16 protein-coding genes are annotated in these 22,729 nt (G+C 56.7%); 6 read left to right on the forward strand and 10 right to left on the reverse strand.

Annotated elements, in window-relative coordinates; genetic code table 11:
* Window positions 1-61: 61 nt before the first annotated feature.
* Both KB449_RS20195 and KB449_RS20200 read left to right on the forward strand, forming a co-directional pair.
* On the forward strand, window positions 62-427 hold the full coding sequence (locus KB449_RS20195) for a DUF6864 domain-containing function (RefSeq protein ID WP_282910082.1): 366 nt from the start codon (window positions 62-64) through the stop codon (window positions 425-427).
* On the forward strand, window positions 424-753 hold the full coding sequence (locus KB449_RS20200) for a hypothetical protein (RefSeq protein WP_282910083.1): 330 nt from the start codon (window positions 424-426) through the stop codon (window positions 751-753). The genes KB449_RS20195 and KB449_RS20200 overlap by 4 nt, the downstream gene beginning before the upstream one ends.
* A 156-nt stretch (window positions 754-909) precedes the next feature.
* Here KB449_RS20200 and KB449_RS20205 read toward each other — a convergent pair whose 3' ends face one another.
* Window positions 910-1,722 carry a helix-turn-helix domain-containing protein gene (locus tag KB449_RS20205; RefSeq protein WP_282910084.1) on the reverse strand — a complete coding sequence of 271 codons (813 nt, stop codon included), beginning with the start codon at window positions 1,720-1,722 and terminating at the stop codon, window positions 910-912.
* A 178-nt stretch (window positions 1,723-1,900) separates the two neighbouring features.
* On the opposite strand from KB449_RS20205, the gene KB449_RS20210 reads away from it, so the two are divergent.
* The 3 genes from KB449_RS20210 to KB449_RS20220 all read left to right on the forward strand — a co-directional run bounded on the left by KB449_RS20210 (window position 1,901) and on the right by KB449_RS20220 (window position 6,868).
* The gene (locus KB449_RS20210; RefSeq protein WP_434082515.1) at window positions 1,901-3,877 is read left to right on the forward strand and encodes a glycoside hydrolase family 127 protein; all 1,977 of its coding nucleotides are present in this window, start codon (window positions 1,901-1,903) and stop codon (window positions 3,875-3,877) included.
* Between the two features lie 291 nt (window positions 3,878-4,168).
* Window positions 4,169-5,281 (forward strand): ABC transporter ATP-binding protein, encoded by a 1,113-nt coding sequence (locus KB449_RS20215; RefSeq protein ID WP_282910085.1) that lies wholly within the window; start codon window positions 4,169-4,171, stop codon window positions 5,279-5,281.
* Window positions 5,282-5,293: 12 nt separating this feature from the next.
* Entirely contained in the window at window positions 5,294-6,868 is a 1,575-nt protein-coding gene (locus KB449_RS20220) for a glycine betaine ABC transporter substrate-binding protein (protein WP_282910086.1), read from the forward strand.
* A 12-nt stretch (window positions 6,869-6,880) separates the two neighbouring features.
* Here the strand turns inward: KB449_RS20220 and fdhD are convergent, their stop codons facing one another.
* The 6 genes from fdhD to KB449_RS20250 all read right to left on the reverse strand — a co-directional run bounded on the left by fdhD (window position 6,881) and on the right by KB449_RS20250 (window position 13,358).
* The gene (fdhD, locus tag KB449_RS20225; RefSeq protein ID WP_282912874.1) at window positions 6,881-7,633 is read right to left on the reverse strand and encodes a formate dehydrogenase accessory sulfurtransferase FdhD; all 753 of its coding nucleotides are present in this window, start codon (window positions 7,631-7,633) and stop codon (window positions 6,881-6,883) included.
* A 57-nt stretch (window positions 7,634-7,690) separates the two neighbouring features.
* Complete coding sequence (locus KB449_RS20230) at window positions 7,691-10,045, reverse strand: FdhF/YdeP family oxidoreductase (protein WP_282910087.1); 2,355 nt, start codon at window positions 10,043-10,045, stop codon at window positions 7,691-7,693.
* 184 nt (window positions 10,046-10,229) lie between these two features.
* Window positions 10,230-10,823 carry a DNA-3-methyladenine glycosylase gene (locus KB449_RS20235; protein ID WP_282910088.1) on the reverse strand — a complete coding sequence of 198 codons (594 nt, stop codon included), beginning with the start codon at window positions 10,821-10,823 and terminating at the stop codon, window positions 10,230-10,232.
* A gap of 441 nt (window positions 10,824-11,264) precedes the next feature.
* The gene (locus KB449_RS20240; RefSeq protein ID WP_282910089.1) at window positions 11,265-11,645 is read right to left on the reverse strand and encodes an Imm70 family immunity protein; all 381 of its coding nucleotides are present in this window, start codon (window positions 11,643-11,645) and stop codon (window positions 11,265-11,267) included.
* A gap of 171 nt (window positions 11,646-11,816) precedes the next feature.
* Window positions 11,817-12,872: a hypothetical protein gene (locus KB449_RS20245; protein ID WP_282910090.1), complete on the reverse strand. Its 1,056-nt coding sequence runs from the start codon at window positions 12,870-12,872 to the stop codon at window positions 11,817-11,819.
* A gap of 87 nt (window positions 12,873-12,959) precedes the next feature.
* Window positions 12,960-13,358, reverse strand: a complete 399-nt coding sequence (locus KB449_RS20250; protein ID WP_282910091.1) for a hypothetical protein — start codon at window positions 13,356-13,358, stop codon at window positions 12,960-12,962.
* Between the two features lie 127 nt (window positions 13,359-13,485).
* Between KB449_RS20250 and KB449_RS20255 the strand changes: the two genes are divergently transcribed.
* On the forward strand, window positions 13,486-14,760 hold the full coding sequence (locus KB449_RS20255; RefSeq protein ID WP_282910092.1) for an ABC transporter substrate-binding protein: 1,275 nt from the start codon (window positions 13,486-13,488) through the stop codon (window positions 14,758-14,760).
* A gap of 282 nt (window positions 14,761-15,042) precedes the next feature.
* Here the strand turns inward: KB449_RS20255 and KB449_RS20260 are convergent, their stop codons facing one another.
* The 3 genes from KB449_RS20260 to KB449_RS20270 all read right to left on the reverse strand — a co-directional run bounded on the left by KB449_RS20260 (window position 15,043) and on the right by KB449_RS20270 (window position 22,659).
* The gene (locus tag KB449_RS20260) at window positions 15,043-16,407 is read right to left on the reverse strand and encodes a GH39 family glycosyl hydrolase (RefSeq protein WP_282910093.1); all 1,365 of its coding nucleotides are present in this window, start codon (window positions 16,405-16,407) and stop codon (window positions 15,043-15,045) included.
* A gap of 19 nt (window positions 16,408-16,426) precedes the next feature.
* Complete coding sequence (locus tag KB449_RS20265) at window positions 16,427-19,630, reverse strand: glycosyl hydrolase (RefSeq protein WP_282910094.1); 3,204 nt, start codon at window positions 19,628-19,630, stop codon at window positions 16,427-16,429.
* 128 nt (window positions 19,631-19,758) lie between these two features.
* Window positions 19,759-22,659: a DUF4082 domain-containing protein gene (locus KB449_RS20270; RefSeq protein WP_282910095.1), complete on the reverse strand. Its 2,901-nt coding sequence runs from the start codon at window positions 22,657-22,659 to the stop codon at window positions 19,759-19,761.
* Window positions 22,660-22,729 lie beyond the last annotated feature (70 nt).

Raw genomic sequence — 22,729 nt, forward strand, 5'->3', positions numbered from 1 at the left:
CCGTCCCCCGGCTCGTACAATAGTGTATCTGCGAGTCTATCAAGAAACGGGGGGCAAGCGCATGCGTATTCATTCCGGCGGGTTCGAAGTCGTCTATCACGGCAGGGTGTTCGCCTACAAGATGAATCCGATCGAGATTACGTTGTCCGAAGAAAACGATCCGCTCACGTTTTTGTTTTGCGTCGAAAACGAGCCGGAACGGGACGACTTCGAGACGGACATCCGGCTCGTGCAGCACAATAAAGTCCGAATCGCCTGCATCAACTTCCCGAGAGGCAAGCCGACGGGCAACGACGATATGATCCATATCGGCGTATTGAACAATCGCAGGCTTTCCTTGAGCTACGAAGTAACGATCAATTACGAAGCGAGCGCCTGGGTGCTGTCCTTTACGTTTTTCGCCGGCGAGGGGGTCCAGGGTCCGTGAATAAAATCGAGATCCAAGATCCTAAAGTGGCCAGTAAAATTATCGCGGCGAACGCCGAGAGCGAAAAGCGAAAAGCCGAGCTTGGTTTTTTGGGACGGTTTTTCGGCTCCGGGGAAAACGTAAGGCTCTATATCGTCGGCACGATCGCGCTCGGCGTGCTGCTCATTGCACTCGTCTATACGCTTGTCCCTGAGCAGAGCAGGTCTCCGGACTTCGGCTTGAAGGACCTGTGGACGCTCGTCGTGCTCCCGGTGGAGTCCACGATCATCGGCTACTTGATCGGATCGAGAACGGGCGAGGCCGCCGAGAAGAAACAGACGCCTTGAGGGAAAACAGTATCTTTCAAACAAACAGAACCCTGAAAACCGAATCCCTGAAACAGAATCTCTGAAAACAAACAGATCCTTGAAAACAAACCGGATAGCCAAGACAATCGCCGCGAAGCATGCGGCTTTTTTACTGCAGAAGCGGTTGGCACCGTATTAACGATTGTTGAGGCGCGTGCCCCCGAAGGCCTGCCGATATGCGGTCGGCGTCACGCCCGCGAGCCGCTTGAACCACTTGGCGAACTGCTTGTCGTCGCCGAAGCCGACGCGGCCCGCAATTTCCTTGACCCCAAGCTTGCCGCCCGCCAGCAGCTCCTTCGCCGCATCCAGCTTCAGGCCGTGAATGTAATCGAGCAGACCCGATCCGAATCGCCGCTTGAACATACGGGACAGGTAGTCTTTGTTGTACCCGATATGGTCGGCAATCCGGCCGACCGTGATGTCCGGGTCCAGCGCGTGAAGGCGCGTCCATGCCAGCAGCTCGTGGAGCTGGGCGTCCATCGCGGGCCTGCCGTCCGAATCCTGCAGCTGGTCGGCGAGCTCGATTAGCAGGCAAGTCAGAAAGTAATCGCCCGCTCCCCGAATACGGTAACCGCCATTGGCGGCATGCAGCAGCTGTCGCGCCAATATATGCACCCGGCTCGGATTCGGGCAGCTTGCGTACCGCGGCATCTGACCCGCGGGAACCTCGTTCCCCGCTTCGGGAACGAAAAAGTGAAACCAATAAAAAGAGACGCCCGGCGTGGAAAGCCGGTAGCCCCGATGGCGCTCTCCGGGCATGAGAAATAATACTTCTCCTGCCCGCACCTCATACATGTTGCCGCCCGTCTCCATAAAGACGACGCCTGAAACCCCGACAATCAATTCATAGTCCGCAATCGTGCGGTCCATATGCGACCAGGTCTCGTCCGACAGGAAGTGCCCGCCCATTTGCAAGCGATAGGGCTCGTGCAAGTATAAAGACAGCATGCCGTTCCTCCTTGTCTCTTGGTCCACGCGCGCTATTTGAGGTCAGTTTTTGACACCTATTATACCTGATCGCCTACCGACAAGGGAGCCTGGACTGTCTTAAAATAGGGAAACATCGAATCGCGGTTCGATGCGCGGCGCGATTGGATGACAAATTCCTTTATGGAGCGTGAATGAATTGACTCTGCAGAACCAGACTGCCTTCCCCCGCCCCATTGCGCTTAAAAATGTCAGTATAAAGGACGACTATTGGTCCCCCTATATCGAACTTGTGCGCAATACGGTCATTCCTTATCAATGGGAGGCGCTTAACGACCGCGTCGCCGATGCGGAGCCGAGCCATGCGATCCGGAATTTCCGCATCGCGGCCGGCTTGGAGGAAGGCGCGTTCGGCGGTTTCGTCTTTCAGGATACGGATTTGTACAAATGGCTCGAAGCCGTCGGCTATGCGCTGGCCGCGTCGCCGGACGCCGATCTGGAGCGGCTCGCGGACGAGGCGATCGCGCTTGTCGCAGCCGCGCAGCAGGAGGACGGCTATCTGAACACCTATTTTACCGTAGCCGAGCCGGGCAAGCGTTGGACGAACCTCACGGACTGCCATGAGTTGTATTCCGCCGGCCACCTCATCGAAGCCGCGGTCTCCTACGCCGGCGCGACAGGCAAAAAAGCGCTGCTCGACGTCGCCTGCCGCCTAGCCAATCATATCGACGCGACATTCGGAGAACGTCCCGGTCAGATTCGGGGCTACGATGGCCACCAGGAGATCGAGCTGGCGCTCGTGAAGCTGTACGAGGCGACCGGCGACCGGCGTTATTTAGACTTGGCCGGCTTTTTTATCGACGAACGCGGACGGCAGCCGAGCTTTTTCCATCATGAATGGGAGGCGCGGGGCCGCGCCTCTTACTGGACGCCCGGCGTCGTTCAGCAGACGCCGCCGTCGCTGTCCTATCATCAGGCGGACAAGCCCGTCCGCGAGCAGGAGTTCGCGACAGGGCATGCCGTGCGCGCGATGTATATGTATGCCGCAATGGCCGATCTGGCTGTCCGAAACGGCGACGAGAGCCTGCTCGCCGCCTGCAGGCGGCTGTGGGCCAACACGGTCCGCAAGCAGATGTACGTAAACGGCAGCATTGGCTCCACGCACCACGGCGAGGCTTTTACGTTCGACTACGACCTGCCCAACGACACGAACTATTCGGAAACTTGCGCGTCGATCGGCTTGATGATGTTCGCCCAGCGCATGCTGCAAAACGAAGCCAAGGGCGAGTACGGCGACGTGATGGAGCGCGCGCTTTACAATACCGTAACGGCCGGCATGGCGACCGACGGCAAGCACTTCTTTTATGTCAACCCGATGGAAGTATGGCCGGCGGCAAGTGCGGGCAATCCGGGCAAACACCATGTGAAGGCCGTGCGGCAAAAATGGTATGGCTGCGCCTGCTGTCCGCCCAACGTTGCCCGCCTGCTCTCCTCGCTCGGCCATTATGCTTTCGCGGCGGGCCAGGACACGCTTTATGCGCATCTGCACATCGGCGCCGAGGCGAAGCTGACGCTGGCCGGGCGGCAAGTCGCCGTTCGCATGAAGAGCCGGTTGCCATGGGCGGGCGAGGTCGGACTCACGATCGCCGAAGCCTCGGGAACCGGAGACTTTACGCTTGCCGTCCGGGTGCCCGCCTGGTCGGAGCGCACCTCGTTCACCGTGAACGGAGAACCGGCTACGCCCGAGATCAAAGACGGCTACGCATACTTGCGCCGTGATTGGCAGGCGGGCGACGTATTCGGCATGACGCTGGACATGCGTCCCCGTCGAATCTATGCCGCCGCCGAGGTGCGCGCGAACGCCGGCCGCGTCGCGCTGCAGCGCGGTCCGCTCGTCTATTGCCTGGAGGAAGCGGACAACGGCGCTCCGCTGGCCGGATTGGCGATTCGTGCAGGAGCCGAGCTTCGCGAAGTGCCCGGTGAAGGGCGCCTGACCGGCGCCGTGCTGCTCGAGACCGATGGCTTGCGGCTCGAAGCGCCTGCGAACGCGGGCGGCGCCTTGTATCGCGCAGAACCGCCGGTGCGGACGCCGCAGCGGATCGTGGCCGTGCCTTATACGCTGTGGGGCAACCGCGAGCCGGGCGAAATGCAGGTTTGGGTTCGCGAAGAGCCGTAAACGGAAACCGTCATATACGCGCTAGTCTGACACTGCATGCTCCCTAGACCATACTTCCCCAAACCCTAGCGCAAAATTTGCGCTAGGGTGACGCTTGGCACCTCCTCGCGCACGCACACGTCTCCTCCATAGCAACGTCATAGCGCAAAATTGCGCTTTTTCCGCTTTGCCGACCCTGCTTGTACAGATACTTGCCCCGCAATCGCGCGGCCCGGCTAATTGTGCAAGAAATGGGCATACTACCCGCACTATCGCTCGCTTGGACGGGCAAACGGCGGGGAGCGAACGCGCTTGATCCAATTTGACGGCGTCACCAAGAAGTATCCGGACGGCACTAGTGCTTTGAAGGGCATCAACCTCGAGATCGCGGAAGGCGAGCTCGTCACGCTGATCGGCCCGAGCGGATGCGGCAAGTCCACGACGATGAAGATGATCAACCGGCTCGTGGAGCCGACTGGCGGACGAATCATCATCGACGGCAAAGACATCTCCAAGATCAATCCCGTCCGGTTGAGACGGGATATCGGCTATGTCATCCAGCATATCGGATTGTTCCCGCATATGACGATCAAGGACAACGTCGCGATCGTGCCGCGGCTCAAGCGCATGGACAAAAAGGCGTACGAACGCCGGATCGACGAGCTGATGGACATGGTCGGCCTCGACCCGGAAAAATACCGCGACCGGTACCCGTCCGAGCTGAGCGGCGGCCAGCAGCAGCGGATCGGCGTCATCCGGGCGATGGCGGCGGAGCCTTCGATCATCCTGATGGACGAGCCGTTCAGCGCGCTCGACCCGATCAGCCGCGAGCAGCTGCAGGACGAGCTGATCCGGCTGCAGGAAACCGTGAAGAAGACGATCGTCTTCGTCTCTCACGATATGGACGAGGCGCTCAAGATCGCGGACCGCATCGTTCTGATGAAGGGCGGCGAGATCGTTCAGGCCGACAAGCCCGAACGCATATTGCGGCGTCCCAAAAACGACTTCGTGCGCAGCTTCATCGGCGAGGGCCGTTTGAACGAAGCTTCCGAGCAGCTATCGGTAGAGGACGTCATGCTGTGGAATCCCGTGACGGTGAACCAGTCCCGCGGCCTTGCGCACGGGGCAAAATTAATGAAGCAGCATCGCGTCAACGGCCTGCTCGTGCTCGACAAAAATCGCGTGCTGCAAGGCGTCGTATCGAGAGAAGCGCTCGAGGAAAATTATCGGAACGAGGATCTGACGCTGCAGGAAATCATGCGGACCGACATCCCGAACGTCGTCGTTGGCTCGAGCGTCGGGGATGCGGTGGACGTCATGAAACAGCACGGCATGAGCTACTTGCCCGTCGTTCACCCCAACGGCCAGATCGCGGGCCTCGTGACCAATTCCAGCCTGATCGACGCGCTGCTGAAGCAGATCTGAACGGAGGCCGCCATGAATCTTTGGGACGTATTCATCAACCGGCGCGACGACATCGTTCGCGGCACGCTTGAGCATCTGCAAATTTCATTTATCGCGCTGTTTATCGCGATCGTGATCTCGGTCCCTGCGGGCCTCGCCTTGACGCGTTTCCGGCGGCTCGCCTCTCCCGTCATCGGGCTGACCTCGCTGTTCCAGACGATCCCGAGCCTCGCGCTGCTCGGCTTTATGATCCCGCTCGTCGGCATCGGCCGGGTGCCGGCCATCATCGCGCTGACGGTATATGCGCTGCTCCCGATCCTTCGCAATACGTACACCGGTATCATGAACGTGGAAAAACCGATCAAGGAAGCCGGCATCGGCATGGGGATGACGGGCATGCAGGTCATGTGGCGCATCGAGCTGCCGCTGGCGCTGAACGTCATCATGGCAGGCATCCGCACCGCGACGGTCATGGTGATCGGCGTCGCCACGCTGGCCTCGCTCGTCGGAGCCGGCGGTCTTGGGGATCTCATTTTCCGCGGCATCTCGACGGTCAACACCGAGCTCATCCTGGCGGGCACGATTCCCGCGGCGCTGCTCGCGCTGCTGCTCGATTTTTTGCTGGAACGGATGGAACGGGCGGTCACGCCGCCCGGCTTAAGAACGGTCGGCCGCAAACGGACGAATCGCTTCGTGCGAGTCGTCGAGATCGCGCTCGGCATCCTGCTCGTCGCGGCGATCGCGACGAGTTTGCTGGGACGCGGCGGTCTCGGGTTCGGCGGAGGCGGAGGCGGCAAGACGATCACCGTGGGCGGCAAAAACTTCACAGAGCAGGATATTCTCGTCCATATGCTGTCTTCGCTAATCGAGGCCAAGACCGATTTGAAGGTCGTGCGCAAACCGTTTCTCGGCGGCTCCCAGGTGACGCACAGCGCGCTGACGAGCGGCAGCATCGATCTGTACCCGGAATATACGGGGACGGGCTGGTCGTCGGTGCTTGGCGAAGCGCCGGTGGGCGGCGATCCCCAAGCTACCTACGATAAGGTGAAGGCGGCTTACGAGACACGGTTCGGTGTCACCTGGCTGCCGCCGTTCGGCTTCAACAATACGTACACGCTGTCCATGCGCGCCGACGTCGCCCAGCGTCTCGGCATCGATACGATGTCCCAGCTGGCCGCGCGTTCGTCTGGGCTGACGCTCGGTGCGACTCACGAGTTCCTGGAGCGGGAGGACGGCTTCAAAGGCTTGCAGGCCGCTTACGGCATGCGATTCAAAAAGGTGACCGGACTCGACCCCGGCTTGACGTACGGCGCGGTCAAGGAGGGCACGACCGACGTCAACGACGCCTTCTCGACGGACGGGCGCATCCAGGCGTTTAAGCTGAAGGCGCTCAAGGACGACAAGCAATTTTTCCCACCGTACTATGCGGCCGTCGTCATTCGCGACGATACACTGAAGGCGCATCCCGAATTGGAAGAGACGCTGAACCTGCTGGCCGGTAAAATCGACGACAAAACGATGTCCGCGCTCAATGGAAAGGTGGACTTGGAACACAAGGAACCGCGAGCTGTGGCAGAGCAGTGGCTGAAGGAGCAAGGACTGATCTGATGGATCAAGCCCTTAATCCATGACGATCCGGTGATGATGCGTGTAAACGTTCAGCGAATCCGCGCGGATGAAGCCCACGCAGGTGATGCCGAGGTCATCCGCCAGCCTGAGGGCGAGATCCGTCGGCGCCGACTTGGAGAGCAGGATCGGGCAGCCGATCTTGGCGGCCTTCAAGACGACCTCCGAGGACAGGCGGCCGCTGAACACGATGACCCGGTCTTTCGCGGATAAGCGATGGCGGATGCAGTGGCCGAACAGCTTGTCGAGCGCGTTGTGCCGGCCGATGTCCGACCTCGTCTCCGCCGCTCCCGATTCGTCGAGCAAGGCAGCGTTGTGAACGCCCCCCGTCGCCGCGAATTCGGCCGAAGCCGCCTGCAGCCGGGACATCCATTCGAAGCAGCGCTCGGCCGAAATCCGCAGTCCGCCGGTCAGCGTTTTGGCCGTTCGGGCATCGTTCTGAAAATAAAACTGCCGGCTTTTGCCGCAGCAGGAGCCGATCATACGCTTCGAATAGAAGTCCTTGGCGGTGGACTGCGGACGGACGAGCTCGACGCGGGCAAAGCCGCCTTGTACGTCGAGCGTTAATACCTTGATATCCTCGCGGACACGAATAACGCCCTCGGAGCCGAGGAAGCCGACGACCAGGTCGGTCAGGTCGCTTGGCGAGCAGACCAAGGTCGCGAACTCTTCCCCATCGACGATCAACGTCAGGGGATATTCGGCCGCCACGTCCTCTTCCCGTTCGGAGACGAGCCCGCCTTTCATTTTCGTCGCGGTCCATTTTACGATCGAAGGTCGTTCCACCCTGTCCACCCCTTGCGCTTATTCCGGCATGTCGAGGTCCAATTCCTCGATTCGCTTTTCCGCGTAACGCGTATCCTTCAAGGCATGGTAAGTCTCCGCCTTCTCCACGACGACCGCCGCATTATATTCGGGGATGCCCGCATGAGGCTCGTAGACGCCTTTGGGAAACAGCATGTTGCCTTCCGGCCAATACAGCTCGAGGTTGCCTGCGGCCATCGCCGCCGCCTTGAACCTGCCGTGAAAAACGCCGTGCCGGTTATAAACGACGACTGCGTCGCCTTCGCGAATGCCGAGCCCTGCCGCGTCCGCCGCGTTCATGAGCACGTCGTACCGCCCTGCGCCGTTAAACGGATCGAGCTCGCCGTACACCATCGAATTGAACTGCTTGCCGCGGCGCGTCGTCGCGTAAAAGCGCCCTTCGGGCTTGCGAAGCTCCGGCAGCTCGATCGGCAGAAGCCTGCCCTTGCCGTCCGGCGTAGGGAACTCGCCGCCTTCGCACAGCCAGGCGCCGCCCCATTGAAAGACGTCGCCGCGCCCTCGCAGCTGCTGAATGCCGTCGTAGTTCGGCGCAGCCTTGGCGATCTCCGCGCGAACGGCGGCCGCGTCGGCGAAGGCGACGGCATCGCGGCGCTCCGGCCTGACGCGGGCCGCCAGATCGGCATAGATCCGCCACTCGGGCCGGGCTTCAGCGATGCGCGGGCCTTCGATCTCCGGCGAGAAATACACCATCCGCTCCGTCGAAGTGGACGTGCCGCCGCCCGGCTGTTCGTACCGGGTCATGGCGGGGAGCACCCACACCTCCTCTTTAGCATCTGCAAGCGTAGAGGTATTAAGGACGATGTCCTGATGGACGCGCACGTCGACGTTTTCCAGGCATCGCCGGATGAAGTCGGGGTCCGGCATCGTCTCGAGGAAGTTGCCGCCGGACGTATAAAACACCTTAAGCTTGCGCTCATGATCGTCCGGCAGCATCGCGTTCTCGAGCGACACGCCGACGATGTCGCCCTGCCAGCGCGGCAGCTCGAATCCCCACAGCGCTTCGACTCGGCGGACGTGCTCCGGCTGGAAGTCCCCGCCCGGCAGGCTGAACGGATCAGCTCCCATTTCGCCGGAGCCCTGTACCCCGCTATGTCCGCGGATCGGCATGACGCCGCAATGCGCCCTGCCGATAAAGCCGCGGAGCAGCGCGAGATTGGCGACCTGCGAGATATTGTCCGTGCCGAAGCGGTGCTGGGTGAGCCCCATGCTCCACACGAAGACGCCGCTGCGCGCGCCGGCCAGCAAGTTCGCGAATTCGGCCATTCGCTCGCGCGACAAGCCCGACGACCGTTCGAGCGCCTCCCACTCCTGCTCGCGCACATGCGCCTTCAGCGCTTCGTAGCCGCTCGCGTGCGCCTGCACGAACGCATGGTCGATCGCCGAGCCGGGCCGATCGTCCTCCATCTCGAACCAATGCTTCATGACGCCGTTCATGAACGCGATGTCGCCGCCGATGTTCACCTGGTAAAAGTCGTCGGCCAGCCTCGTGCCGAACAGCGCGGACTCGGGGATCGAAGGCACCCAGTAGCCCTCCATCGCGGGCTCCCGGTACGGGTTGATCACGATGATCTTCGTGCCTTTGCGCTTGGCGGCGTACATATACTTGGTGGACACCGGCTGGTTGTTCGAGGCTACGCTCCCCCAGAACACGAGCACGTCCGTACCGATCCAATCCCTGTAGCTGCAGCTGGAAGCGCCGATGCCGAGCGACCGCTTCATCGCGGTCTTCGAGGGCGAATGACAGATGCGCGACGCGTTGTCGATGTTGTTCGTGCCGATCAGGCGCGCGGCCTTGGCCGCTGCGTAATACGATTCGTTCGTAATGCCGCGCCCGGTCAGGTAAAAGGCCAGTTGCTTCGGATCCACGCCGCGGATACGGCTCGCTATGCGGTCCAGCGCCTCCTCCCATGTGGCGCGCCTGAAGGCCGAGTCGCCCTTTTCGCGCAGGAGCGGGTAAGGGATGCGCCCCAATTTTCGCAGCTGAGCGCTGTCCATCCGTCTGAGCTCGTCGATGTCGGCATGCAAAACGTCCGGCTTGATCGGCCCCATCGTGTTCAGCCGCAGCACGTTCAGCCGCGTCGTGCACAGATGCGGACCCGTCAGCGTCTGGTCGTAGAGGCCGGACACGCCGAGCGCGCATCCGTCGCAGACGCCTTGCGTCAATATTCTGTATGCGTACGGCAAATTGTCGCGGTTGTCCCAGACGACCTTCATCGTGTCGCGGATATGATGCGGCTTCTGCCTGCCGAGGCCGAACGGCATCTTGCTCACCCACAGACTGGGATCCGGACGTCCCGGCAGCTTTGTTCGCCCCGAATGCTTCGTTTTGCCCATGATCGTCAACCTCCGCCTGCGTCGCCTTGGAAATGAAAAAGCCGCCGATCCGAAGCAGCCCGCTGCTCCATGATTCGCGGCTTGGAATACGTTTAGTTTATCAGGCGGAACGATGGCGTTGCAAGCGTTTACAGGAAGGCCGCAATACCCATAGGTTTCGTCGTGATTGTCGTTCGACGACCTTTCAACCCTTCCGCGACACGAACGGATTGCCCGTCTCCCAAAACCGCCACGGGTAATCTCTCGCCTCGCCGCTGTTATCAATGCCGATACGCGGGCCGGCGGATACGGACGACACAGCCCTTCCCTCTGCGATATACAGCGGCGGCTTGTCTAGCGGAAGTCCGTAATCCCCGATGCCGATGCCCAGCGCCTTCGTCAGCTTGCCAGGTCCGTTGGTCAGGTGATGGATTTTCTTTAACGGACCACGCCGCTCGAGCATCAGCGCTTCTCCCATCACGGGCTCGACGGCTCTGATCAATACGGCTTCGGGACAGCCGGGCTCGCCGCTCACCACGTTGAACAGGCAGTGGGTATGCATGACATACGTATACGCGTACCCCGGCGGACCGAACATCACTTCTGTTCGCGGCGTCCGGCGGCCGCCATAGCTGTGCGCGGCTCGGTCTCCCGGTCCAACGTACGCTTCGGTCTCCACGATCCAACCGGAGGTGATGCCGAGTTCCGTTTCCTTGACGAGCAGCATCCCGAGCAGCGATCGGGCCAGCTCGAGCGTCGGCTTCCGGAAAAAAGAGAGGGATACGGGCTTGATCGTCATCGGGTTCACCTCGTTAATGGCACAGCCAGGGGACTTCTTCCTTCGACTGGTTAAGAGCACATCCGTTAAACGCAAGCGGGATAAGGCCTTTCGGCGTTTCGGATCGGATATGTTGTAGTAAAAATCGCATTGTGTATTAGGTATAAGCTTATCTAGAACAGACTGTACATCAAAGTCGGGTTAATTTCCAGCCCGCTGTTAAGGTTCGTGTAAGCGGTGTAAAGAATATAATTCCTGATCATAAAACTTCTTTTCTATCCACCTCTAACCATCACCAATCTTTGCCCTATAAACAAAAACTCCTTGCTGTCGATGTAGTAACCGGCATGCAAGGAGCGATAAAGTTTCATATCAAGATAGCTAAAATCTAGCCTTATCGTAATTTGTGGAAGTCATGAGTGCTCATGATTTTAACATCGTAGTCATACTGAATGGCCATATTCAACGCAACATAAAACAAATTAACAAGTCCGGGCCACTCTCTGTGGAAAAGTAATTCGCCAGGCTCATTATGGAAGGATCATTGATTTCTCCCCAAGGTGGCTGTTTCGATAAATCTTCAATATCCCAAACTACATCATCAGGACTAATACTCCAGCTATTTTGGATAGCTTTTACCTCTTCAAGCAATTGTAAATTGTACTTTTTCTCCATGTCTTCATGATATAGCTTTTTCATCATAAATGGATATTTGCTGCCCCATCCATTCGGTTCCAATCGGTAACTTATCGTTGAAAAGAAGCAATGCAAAAAATCCCCTGAGCCAATTTCAAACCATAAATGCTCATCCAACATTAGTCCAACAGGCGTAAAAAGTTCCACCTATTCCTGAAGGAAATCTGTTTCCTTACTCCCACGAGATGACCACAATGTCGTCATCATTGTTCTGCGTCGATAAAATGCGTACTTCCTGATCAGTAAAACTTCTAAATCTTTTTCTTTCAGTCCCGCTAAAGGGCGGCGCCTTTTGTTGGTTTTTATGGCGAAGCTCTGTCAGTTCGTGTTGGACTTTGGATTTTGTACTTCCAAAGCAAATTTTTGAGAAGCAAAAACAAAAGGAGAATTATCTAAGGGAATGGTTATGCTATAAAAAGGATACTTACCATTTTCATTTGGTACATTTACTTCAAAGTTTTTGTTATAAATATTACTGCCATCAAGTTCGTAAATCAACGTTTTCTCTGAATTTGCAAAAGAAATCGGATGATTATTTAGAAATATTGTTGTTGCGTATTTCCCTTTCCCACCAAATCCAAATATATTTAATTTTTTTGCTTCCCCAGGAATCGCATTAATTGCATTAGGTTGCGATAAATTAGTTTTATCTAGATCTAAAGTGTCAATAACATTTCTGATGCCCTTATCTCTAACTTTCCCAACAAAACGTTCAGGTATTTTTGTTAAACTTGTTGTATCACTTGAAAATTTTTTATTAATATTGTCAAGGGAGCTATTAATATAAAAGGAGATTGAGTTTACATAGAAATCTATGTACTTCATTGCTCCATTAGGGAGTTTATCAAAATAGTAAAGCATAATTATATCAAGTCTATGTTGTTTTACTAGATCCTCATTTTTTATGGTAATAGGTATATTTTTACTCGACATTGTTGGCAACTCTGTGTTGTAAATATAAAATTTATTTACCTCGTCTTCATCAACTAAAAACTGTTGAAATACTCCATCCAATGAAACCAATATACCAATTGAATCATTCTTAGATGTTGCATTTATTGTTGAAACATATAATTGTAACTCCTTTGGGTCATCAAGTTGTATTGTTTTTGTGTCAATAAATTCTCCCTTCTCGTTAAATATTCTAAGTCCATAACTCTCATTTATATTACTTATAGCGGGCATTTCAATAATACTGGAAGTTTTAATTTTTTTTGAAAATTCGCTCATTTCACTAATTTTTATAGATTTAGATTTAGTTTCATTATCATTATTCTTTTTCGATAATATATCGTTAGTTAGAAAGTAAACAAAAAGAAAGATTAAGATTACAATTCCATAACTAAGGAGTTTTTGAATACTTAATGCTCGCACTATAGCACTCTCCTACTGGTACAGGTCCAATTGCAAATTAGATTTGTAAATATGAAGAGTTCGCTAACTAATATGAAGACTTGCTAATTAGAATGTCAAATTTGTTCCGCCAGACCAGGAACCATACTGTGTACTACTATAAGTATGGCCGCCATTCACATATGTCCCCGTATCATTTGGACCAGATACAGACGTAGATACTGAATGTCCAGTAGCAAAATTGTAACTGTCCACTACATTATCTCCACTACCACTAGTAGCGTAATGTAAAAATACGCCAACGCCCAGATCTCCAGCTCCATTAGAGCCCGTGGACCCAGAAGCACGGTCATTATCGAAGAAACCGCCTTGAGAGAGACTTAAATCTCCCCAAGCATCCGTAACACCCTGAGTGCCACCACCAGAAGTTCCTCCTACATGACCGGCAGCACTCGCCGTTGCTGCAACAAGTAAAAACAAGAAACAGAAAGAAATAATTGATTTCATTACTATCACGCTCCTTTTTTGTAATAATTTGCAATCGGACCTGATATGAGGTATTTTAAAGTAGAGCGCTACCATTGTAAATATTTGGATAATAAATAGATTATTTTATTTTTTAGGAGATGATTGAATGAGAATTTCCAAAGTTTTTTTGGTATTATGTATTGTTTTAGTGTTTCTTGTAAGTTGTACAAGTAAGGAGAACAAAATATTTGAAGAGAAAAAAACTTATGAACTTAAAGTACTGTACTGGGACAGCGAAAGCTTTTTCTCAACATATGGAAATTATATCAATAGTGAGTTTCCAAATATAGAATTCGAAGTGATTCCATTGAAGCAAATTTATGTTAGTGATATTCCTCCGAAGGAAGAAATCAATAAATTAGTTTCTGATGAAAATCCAGATATTATGATACTTAATCAAGGACAATACGACTTTTTAGAGAGTAAATTAGAACCATTAAAATCAATTATTTCAAAAGAGACATTTTCGTCACTTCAAAAGGGTGTTAAAGAACTTTTAGAGTCATATGGTGAGGGGGATGTTTATGGGATACCGATGTCTTTTACTACAAATCTGATGTTCTATAATAAAGATATATTAGATAGTTTTAATATCGACCCCCAGACATTTAACCAAATGGATTGGATTCAGTTTTTTCAAATGATTCGTAAAATACCTCCTGCAGAAGACCAACTTGCTTTTTATGCACAATCGTCTGAACCAGCATCATTAATTACGAGTATTGGAATCTCGGAAGGTTATTCCTATCTCGATCAAAACAGTTCAAAAATCAACTTAAATACGGAAGGATGGAAAAGCATTATTGAAGCTATTAAGCCTTTGTACAACGATCATCTTATAAACTCGTGGGATTCTTCATATGGCTTCGATAAAAACCCATTTATACAGGGAAGCGCCGCAACAATGATAGGGGACTATAATTTATTTAGATCGCTAACAGAAAATAGTCCTTCCTTTACTTGGGGGGTAGCTCCCCTACCTAGTAAAGATCATTCTAGAGCAAGCATGAACTTAGAAAAAATAATTACAATCAATAAAGAGAGCGGTAATAAGAATGCCGCTATAAAATTCATAGAATATCTCATGAGTGAGAAGATGACGAAAATACTCGGTAATATCGATACATCATTATCCTCTTCCATGTATTCATCAGTTAGTAAAAATGAATCTAATCCTATACACTTTATTTATGACTTATCAGCAAATCTTGATAGCATTTCCAGTTATAAAAAGATTGAAGCCATGCCTGAAGAGTTTAACAACAGTTTTTCTCCCTTTTTTGTTGATATTATAAGGCAAATTATTAACAATGAAATCGATATTAATGTGGGATTAAATAAGTTAGAAGAGTTCGGAAACAACTTGCTTGGGGCAAATTAAAAAGCACGTGATTTGAAGTAGAGGGAGTTCAGAAATTTAGATAGACCAAGAGAAGCACCCACAAGTCTGAGTGCTTCTTTTTGTATGCTTTGAACGGCTAAACTATATTTTATGACCATAGACCGGAATGCAGCGCCAAACCAAGCCAAGACGCCGCAAGCCTGACATTCACATTAAAAAACCTCTGTCTCCGCCGAAGAGGATTGGAGGTTCGTTGTCAAAAAATTTATGTCATTGCAGCGAAACGGGCATGACCACCAGCGCCAGCCGCGCGCGCCCCGGCTAGCTTCTCCGCAGCTCCAGCAGCACGACGCTGTGCCGCTCCGCGTACACGGCGAGCGTTCCGTCCCCTGCGCCGCCAAACGTATGCTCGGCCTGCAGCCGCAGATCGCTGTCCTTGTCCACCGTATAGCGGCTGCAGACGTACGTCCCGCTCCCCGTCAAGGAACTCAGATCCAGCCGATATTCCCGGCTCTTGGCCGCAAAATTGCTGATCAGCACCGCGGCCTCCCCGCCGTCTTCGCTCGCGGCCGCGCAGACGTACAGACCCGCCGTCCGCTCGCCCTCCGGCTCGGCAGGCACCCGCCGGCCCAGCTCGACCAGCCGGGAGAACGCCTTGAACGCGTAATACGTCTTCTGCGGAACGCCGTAGACGTCGAACAGGCCGCAGTACATCGCCGACGGCTGGCCGTCGTAATAGTTGGCCACGTCGACGCGGCAATCCTGGAGCAGCGTCAGCGTCGCGGCGGCGAACGAAGCGCCCTCTACGCCCTTCTGCCGGTCGAAGGAATCGCGCCGATAATATTCGGCCCCGCGCGTGAAGAAGCCGCGGTCGAGACTGGGATCAATATTCATGTAATTCCATTCGTTGAAGTGGCTTTCCGCCTCGGAATAGCCGTACACTTCCAGCCATTCCTCGACGAGCCCGGCGTTGGCCGCGACCTGCTCGGGATGGTCGGCATACGTGTGCCAGGAGAAGAAATCGAGTGGGAGGTTCCGTTCCCGGCAGTAGGCGAAAAAGCCGCGGGTGAAGTCGTGGTTGACCATCGTCGCGGCAAATCCGCCGACCTTCAGCTGCGGGTCGAAGCGTTTGATCGCCACCGAAGCTGCTTCATATAACGCGTAGAACTGCTCGGGCGTACCGTCCCACATGCAGCCGCGCGTCGGATTGTCGGGCTCGTTCCAAATCTCCCAGTGGCGAATGTCCCATTCGTGGCCGTCCGCCCAGCCTTGATTGTAATGCTTGATGATACCGGTGCAGACGCGCGCCCATTTGTCATAGTCGGCGGGCGGCGCCGTATAATATTTGACCGCCGTATGCTCGATACTGACGCCAAGCCGGTAGATCACTTTCGCTCCGGTGTCCAGTACGGACCGGATGTAATCGTCCGTCCGGCGGAAATCGTAGCTGGCGGGATCTTCAGGGTCCCGGTCGAAGTCGGGAAAAATCGTGTTGATGTCCACCTCGCGCGGATGGGGCCAATTGGTATCGTGCAGCCGGGCATGGGGAATTCGGGCTTCCTTGAAATAATCGCTCACGTCGATGAGCGTTCCATAGCAGACCGGGCCGTTGTTGACCCCGTGCAGCGCCTTGACGCGTTCCGCCCCCGCCTTTTTAAAATCGAATCGGATATCCACCGCAACCACCATCGCTCGCTCCTCGCCGCTAAATCTGATATATGTTCGCTTTGCTCATCAATCCATAAGGAAGTACGGTGTACTGCGGATCATCGCGCGTATGCTCCCGCGTGAAGAACGTCCAGTCCGTCCACGGATTGTGGCTGCCCCGCTGATGCAGGGGACCCAGCAGATTGCGGGCACTTCCCGTCACTTCGATGTCGATGCGGTTCGTTCCCGCCCGCAAGTGCTCCGTCAAGTCGAGCTTGCCCGCAGCCTTCCACGGAATAAGCCCGGCCGACGTCCCGTTCACCCTCACTTCCACGGTCACTGCCCGGAAATCGTCCAGTTCGATCACCCGGCGCTTGCCGGGCTCGATCGGCTCCAACGTACACTCAAAGTGATAGATGATGCCGCCGCAATAATGGTAGTAGCCTTGATGGCACCAATCGCCCACATGAAGCAGCTCCGGCTCGGCCGCGATGCTGCGGCTGGCGTCCACGGCAAAATCGCCGATCAGATAACAGTCCTCCAGCTCGAACGTCTGCCTGTACGCGCAGCTGAGCAGCAGCTCGTTGCTTCCGGGCCGAACTATGGGCAGCCTGACCTTAACGAACGATTTGTCGAGATACCAGCCGTTCGGCTCCGCGGCCGCCGCTTCCCCGTTCAGACGGATGTCGAACGATTCCGCTTGCTCGAGGACGAGAAAAACGTCCGTTGCCGGAACTTTGTCGACCTGGAAAACGAATGCCAGCTCGACCGCCGCGCCGTCCCTTAGATGCGGCTCGCCGATCCAGCGATAGCGCTGGGGAATGCCGTTGTAGTGGACGGGCCGCATGCCGAGCGTCTCCCTGATCGCGCGCTGCGCCTCCCAGACGAGCATCGGCTCCGACCACGCGCCACCGTCGAGCCGATAGCGGCAGCGGTCCAGCACGAGCGCGTTGGGAGACGTCCGCGTGAACCGGCATGCCGAGCCGAGCGTCGCGTCCGCCACCCGGTTGCGTTCATGGACGGGCACGTAGGAGAAATCGCTCTCGGCTTCCAGCGGTGGCTCGTTCGTCCGGACGATGAACATCCGCGATCCCGCCGGGCCGAAATCGGCCGTAAAGCGCATGCCGCCCCCGCTGCCGCTCTTGCCGGACCGGGATGTTCCCCGCACGGCAATGCCGCCCCCGAGCAGGTCCCATTCCTCCAGCTTGCCCGGGCGTTCAAGCGCGATCTCGACCTCGTGGCCGCTGTTGCGGTCGTTGTTGACGATAAACACGCCGTATCCGTCCTCCAGCTCCGTCATCAAATAGAGAAACGACGAAGCCTCGCTGCCGGCGCGGTCGCAAATGCTTACCCGGCGCGGCAGAGCCGCTTCCAGCGCGCGCACCGCGTCCCGGGGCCGTCCGACCGTCTCCGTGTTCGGATGGCTCAGCAGCGCCGCCAATTCGCCGGAGCGCTCCCCTTCGATCATCGTCGGGACCGGCTCGACGACGAGCATCCGCCCGCCGCCTTCCAGGAAGGCAAGCAGCAGCTCGGCGGTGCTTCGCCAGATGGAGGCGACGCTTGGCAGCACGACGACCTTGTAGGAAGCCAGGCCGACGGCGAGCGTCCCTCCCGCCGCCGAAGCGGTCTCGGCCATAATCGTCTCGTCGCCGAAGTCGAAGTCGTAATGCGACCCGAGCAGCGCGCGGACGACGCCGTCGCATTGCCGCTCCAGCCGGTTGGCAGCAAGCAGGCTCGGGTCGTCCCAGCCGAGATAGCGGTAAGGATCGCAGCCGACCATCGTCCATACCGTCGAGGAGGGATGCAGCACGAGCACGTCGCGAACGGCCGGCCCCTGCGTCGTCACGGCGGCGATTCTCGCAAAATAGTCCTCTACCGCATGATTGTATTTCCACCAGGGCGCGTTGTAGCCGAAAGCCGGCGGGAAATCCCGCTTCCGGCAGCCTTTGAGCGAATAAAGCGCGAGATGCTGGCAGCGAGCGTTCACGCCCATGACGTACTGCCAGTCGCCGACCCACTTCTGCCCTTCGAACGTGAATTCCCAGCCGGCGCATCCGTACATCTCGGACAGCACCCGCCGCTTCCCGTACTGATTGGCGACGCTCGTGCACTGCTTGACGGTCCAATACTCCTCCGTCCGCTCCTCCAATATATCGATGCCGGGCACCTGCTGGTACCGGTACTGGGGCATGACCGCCCCGTTCAGCCGCGTTCCGATGCCGAGGTTATGTTCGACGAGATAATGGCCGGTCAAGGCGATGCCATTCGCCTCGCACCATGCGCCCAGCTGCCGCGAGTAGGCATCCCCGAACCGCTCCGTTATCGTTCGCCAGTAGTCGTGACGGATTTTCGGCGCGCGCTCCCCTTGAAAAAACAGCAGCGGAATCTCGTCCAGCAGGTCGTAGCCCCGACGCTCGCGGAAAAAAGCGGCGAACCCGTCCGTCCACGGCAGCCACGCCCTGTCCGTGCCGTGCGGCGAACGGAAATCGGCGATATTGGGCTCGTCCGTGAAAATGCCCGGCACGGCTTGCCCGAACTCGTCGCCGACCGTATGCCGGTAAGGCTCGTACGTGGATTCGATAAAAGCGGCGACCGAAGCCGGATTCAGGTTGTCGGCCGGCGCTTCGTCGTTGAACCATTCGTCCGGTTCGGATATCTCCCGACGAAAGACGAGCAACAGCTCGCCTTCGCCGAGCGCGACCGTCCGGCCGTCGGCCGCGATCCGCTCGCAGCGCAGCAGCTCCGTGCCGTCCGCTTTCGCCAAAAAGACGGCGATGGCGCTCTTGTCGGCAACGGCGCCCGCATCCGCGATGGCGTCTGCGTTGACACCACCGTCGCAGGCGTTTGCTTCGCTGCCGGCCTTCGAATCTGCCAGGCTAGGGACCGAGGCTCGCTTGCGGTCCTTTCCGATCGCCTCCAGCGTGACGGCCTTCGCCCGGTATGCGTCGCCCTTCGCGGCGACCGTTCCTCCGGCGCCGCCCGACGGGAACCGGTCTTCGTCGTACAGCCACGCCTGCAGGCCGAGCCGCTTCGCTTCGCGCACGCACGCTTCGATGCAGGCGAGCCATTCCTCGCCCATATATGCCGTCTCCAGCCCTTCGCGGGAATGCATGAAGAAGCCGCCCATGCCCTGCGCCTTCATTTCCCCGATTTGGCGGATCAGCTCATCGGTTTCCAGCTTGTCGTTCCAGGACCAGAAGGGAACCGAACGAAGCGACGGGGAAGGGGCGGCGAATCCTTCCCGCATGTCGTCGATTTTCATTGTATTCACATCCTCGGCGTTACCTTGTCCGACAGCCCGGACAAGGGATGGAGGTCTCCCGTTCGGCAGGACCGAACGGAGAGACTCCTTCAAATTTTTGAGAATAAAAATGAGGGTGGCCCGCTCCGTCAGTCGGCGACGAACACGATATCGCGGAACAGATTGCTGTTCAGGTAAGTGCTCGTCGGCATCGTGCCAAGCGAGGTCGTACCGACGCCGCTCGCCGCGTAGGTGACGAGGCTGCCGTTGTTGATCGGGCTGTCGAAGCCGTGCTGCGTATCGGCGTAAAGCTTGTCCGTACCTGTGGAGACGGCCACGATATAGTCCGTGTTGGCCGAGATCGCTTGCGGCGTCGGAAGCGTGAACTCCTTCCAGCCCGCCGCTCCCGTCGGCACGCTCCAGCTGTAGGCCGTCGGCAGGATCATCGTGCCGGTGGCGACGTTCCAGATGCGAACCATATGGGTGCCGGTCTCCACGCCGTTGGTATAGATGCGCACCTTCGTGATTTTGCCCGCCACGCTCGTCTTGAACTTGGTGCCGAGCTCGTACTGCGCGTCGTAGAAGTAATAGTCCGGCGTTTGCGTCGTGAAGATCGTCTGCGACGGCGTCGGAACGAAGACGATATCGCGGAAAAAGCTGCTGTTCAGGTAGGTGATGCTAGGCATCGTGCCGAGCGTCGTGCTGCCCACCCCGCTGGCCGCGTAGGTGATCAGATTGCCGTTGTTGATCGGACTGTCGAAGCCGTGCTGCGTGTCGGCGTAATACAGATCCGGGCTGTTCGTGACCGACACGATGTAGTCGGTATCGGCCGAGATGGCAAGCGGCACGGGAAGCGTGAACTCCTTCCAGCCGGCCGTGCCGCCCGGAATATCCCAATCGTACGCCTTCGGCAGCAGCATGGCGCCCGTCGCCGCGTTCCAGATGCGCACCGTGTGAATGCCGCTCTCCGCATCCTTCGTGTAAATGCGCACCTTCGTGATCGTGCCGGACACGTTCGCCTTGAATTTCGTGCCCAGGTCGTAGCGCGCGTCGGCGAAGAAGTTATTCGGCACTTGCGACGTATAAATCGACTGTCCCGGCTCCTGTACTTCCTCGATAACCGGATTCCATTCCGTCTTGTCGCCCGTAGCGCTCGATTTGGCGCTTGCGATAAAGGAGATTTTGTCGCCCGACTTGACCATCAGCGTGATGTCGTGGCTGAGACCGGTGGCATCGTTATAAGCGAGCGTGCCGGACCAGAGCGGTGTCGCGTCGTTGTTTTTGACGATTTTGACGTCCACGCCGTCGCCGCCGGAGACGTCCGCTTTTTTGGCCGTACCGGTAATGCGGATTTTCTTGATGCCATCGGACGTCCAGACGCGGTGAGCCGCTTGCCCGACGTCGGGCAGGAGCCAATTGTCGCCGATCTGCATGCCGCCCGCGGACGACTTCCAATAGCCTTGCCCGTACTGCCAGTTCGCGTTGGGCGCGTAATCGTACGGAATACCGTAGCTCTGCGTCGTGCCGGCATCGTCGTAATCGTTCGGCGCAGGCGCCTCCTGCCAGACCGCGTTCGTCGAGCCGTTCACCAGATAGCTCCAGCCGGCCGCTCCCTGCGTCTTGTAAAATCCGGTGGCGGCATAATGGATGATATCGCCGCCGGGCAGCTTGACGATGTTGTTCGCGTACACATGGTCGCGCGGCATCGATTCCGTCAACCTCGGCGTCCGCTCGAAAATATTGTTGAGCGCCTGCGAGGCCGACGCTTTAACGATCGTATTGCCCGAAATCGTGCCCCCGTTGCCGAGATTCCAGCCGTGCACCATGAAGGCGGCGTGCGGCTGGTTCGGATCGATCTTGAGCCCGTTGTTGACGATGTAGTTGCCGATAATGCTCGTGTTGGCGTTCTCGATCGGCATGCCGGTCACTTCGTTCCGGCCCCAGAACCCGTTGCGCGTCAGCATGAAGGCGTCTCCGTCGTTGTCGTGAATGTAGCTGTTCTGCACGGTAACGTCGGTATTCAACCCCTCGAAGTCGACGCCGACGCCGTCCGGACCGTCCGGCGCCTTCGTCGAGCCGATCTCCACGTTGTCGACGGTGAAGTGATGCACGGCATTGAACTGCAGGCCCGCCGATCCCCATGCGAAGCCGTAAAGATAGCCGGACCGCAAAATTCGGCTGTTCGTAAAGCTGCCGACGAACGGACCGGAGCCGTCGTAGTTGACGTGGCCGAACTGTACGCCCTCCCGATACGAATCCTTGGCGGTAATGGCATCGATCGTAATGTTGTCGGCCCAACCGACGTCAAGCGGCGCGTCGGTGTTGTTGATGGTCGTATTTTTGATCGTAATGTTTTGCAGGTGGCCATACAGCCCGCTGTCGAGATGCCTGCCGTGCGCATAGATGCCGATGGAATAGGCCGCGTATTGCAACTCGGCGGCGCGGGTGTCCGCGGACGGATACGGATGGATCGGCCATTTCGCGATGTTGTGCACGTAGCAGTCCTCGATCCACAGGCCGTCCTTGTTGGCGGTGTTGTCGTTCGTGTAGACGATGCCCATTTTCGTATAGGCGATCTCGATGCCGACGATTTTCCAGCCGGCGTTGTTCTGCAGGCGGATGCCGTACATGATGCCGTTATTCGCGACATTCGTCGGGTCGGCGGCCGGTATGGCCGCTTCCGACGTATACGGCGTGATTCGCGGCCGCGCGCCGGTGCCGTACGAGGAAAGCGTGATCCAGTTGCTTGAGGTGCCGCTGCCCTTCAGGTACAGCGTCTCGCCCGTCCACGTATCGCCTTTTTTCAGCAAAATGGTATCTCCGGCGTTAAACGTCACCGAAGACACCTTCGTCAAGGTCGCCCAGGGAGCGGAGACGCTCGTCCCGGGCCCGCTGTCGCTGCGGCCGGGGTCGGAGGAGCTGACGTAATAGGTTTGGGCGTGGGCTTCGCCTGTCGCGGCAAAGCCCGCGATCAGGACGATCGACGCGAAAGCGAAGGCATAAATCCATTTTCTCGGAACGGATAGAAGAAAGGCCGATTGAACCTTCATCATCAATAACCTCTTTTCCTTATGAATGTGGATGCCGTTGATTCGCTTGCCGTGGTTCCCCGGCTTCGCG

It is taken from the genome of Cohnella hashimotonis, from assembly GCF_030014955.1.
Lineage (GTDB): Bacteria > Bacillota > Bacilli > Paenibacillales > Paenibacillaceae > Cohnella > Cohnella hashimotonis.

Excerpts from the sequence above, each read along its gene's own strand:
- KB449_RS20250 (WP_282910091.1), bottom strand. The coding sequence starts at position 13,358 with ATGAAATCAATTATTTCTTTCTGTTTCTTGTTTTTACTTGTTGCAGCA.
- KB449_RS20205 (WP_282910084.1), bottom strand. The coding sequence starts at position 1,722 with ATGCTGTCTTTATACTTGCACGAGCCCTATCGCTTGCAAATGGGCGGG.
- KB449_RS20220 (WP_282910086.1), top strand. The coding sequence starts at position 5,294 with ATGAATCTTTGGGACGTATTCATCAACCGGCGCGACGACATCGTTCGC.
- KB449_RS20195 (WP_282910082.1), top strand. The coding sequence starts at position 62 with ATGCGTATTCATTCCGGCGGGTTCGAAGTCGTCTATCACGGCAGGGTG.
- KB449_RS20270 (WP_282910095.1), bottom strand. The coding sequence starts at position 22,659 with ATGAAGGTTCAATCGGCCTTTCTTCTATCCGTTCCGAGAAAATGGATT.
- KB449_RS20255 (WP_282910092.1), top strand. The coding sequence starts at position 13,486 with ATGAGAATTTCCAAAGTTTTTTTGGTATTATGTATTGTTTTAGTGTTT.
- KB449_RS20265 (WP_282910094.1), bottom strand. The coding sequence starts at position 19,630 with ATGAAAATCGACGACATGCGGGAAGGATTCGCCGCCCCTTCCCCGTCG.
- KB449_RS20230 (WP_282910087.1), bottom strand. The coding sequence starts at position 10,045 with ATGGGCAAAACGAAGCATTCGGGGCGAACAAAGCTGCCGGGACGTCCG.
- KB449_RS20235 (WP_282910088.1), bottom strand. The coding sequence starts at position 10,823 with ATGACGATCAAGCCCGTATCCCTCTCTTTTTTCCGGAAGCCGACGCTC.
- fdhD (WP_282912874.1), bottom strand. The coding sequence starts at position 7,633 with ATGAAAGGCGGGCTCGTCTCCGAACGGGAAGAGGACGTGGCGGCCGAA.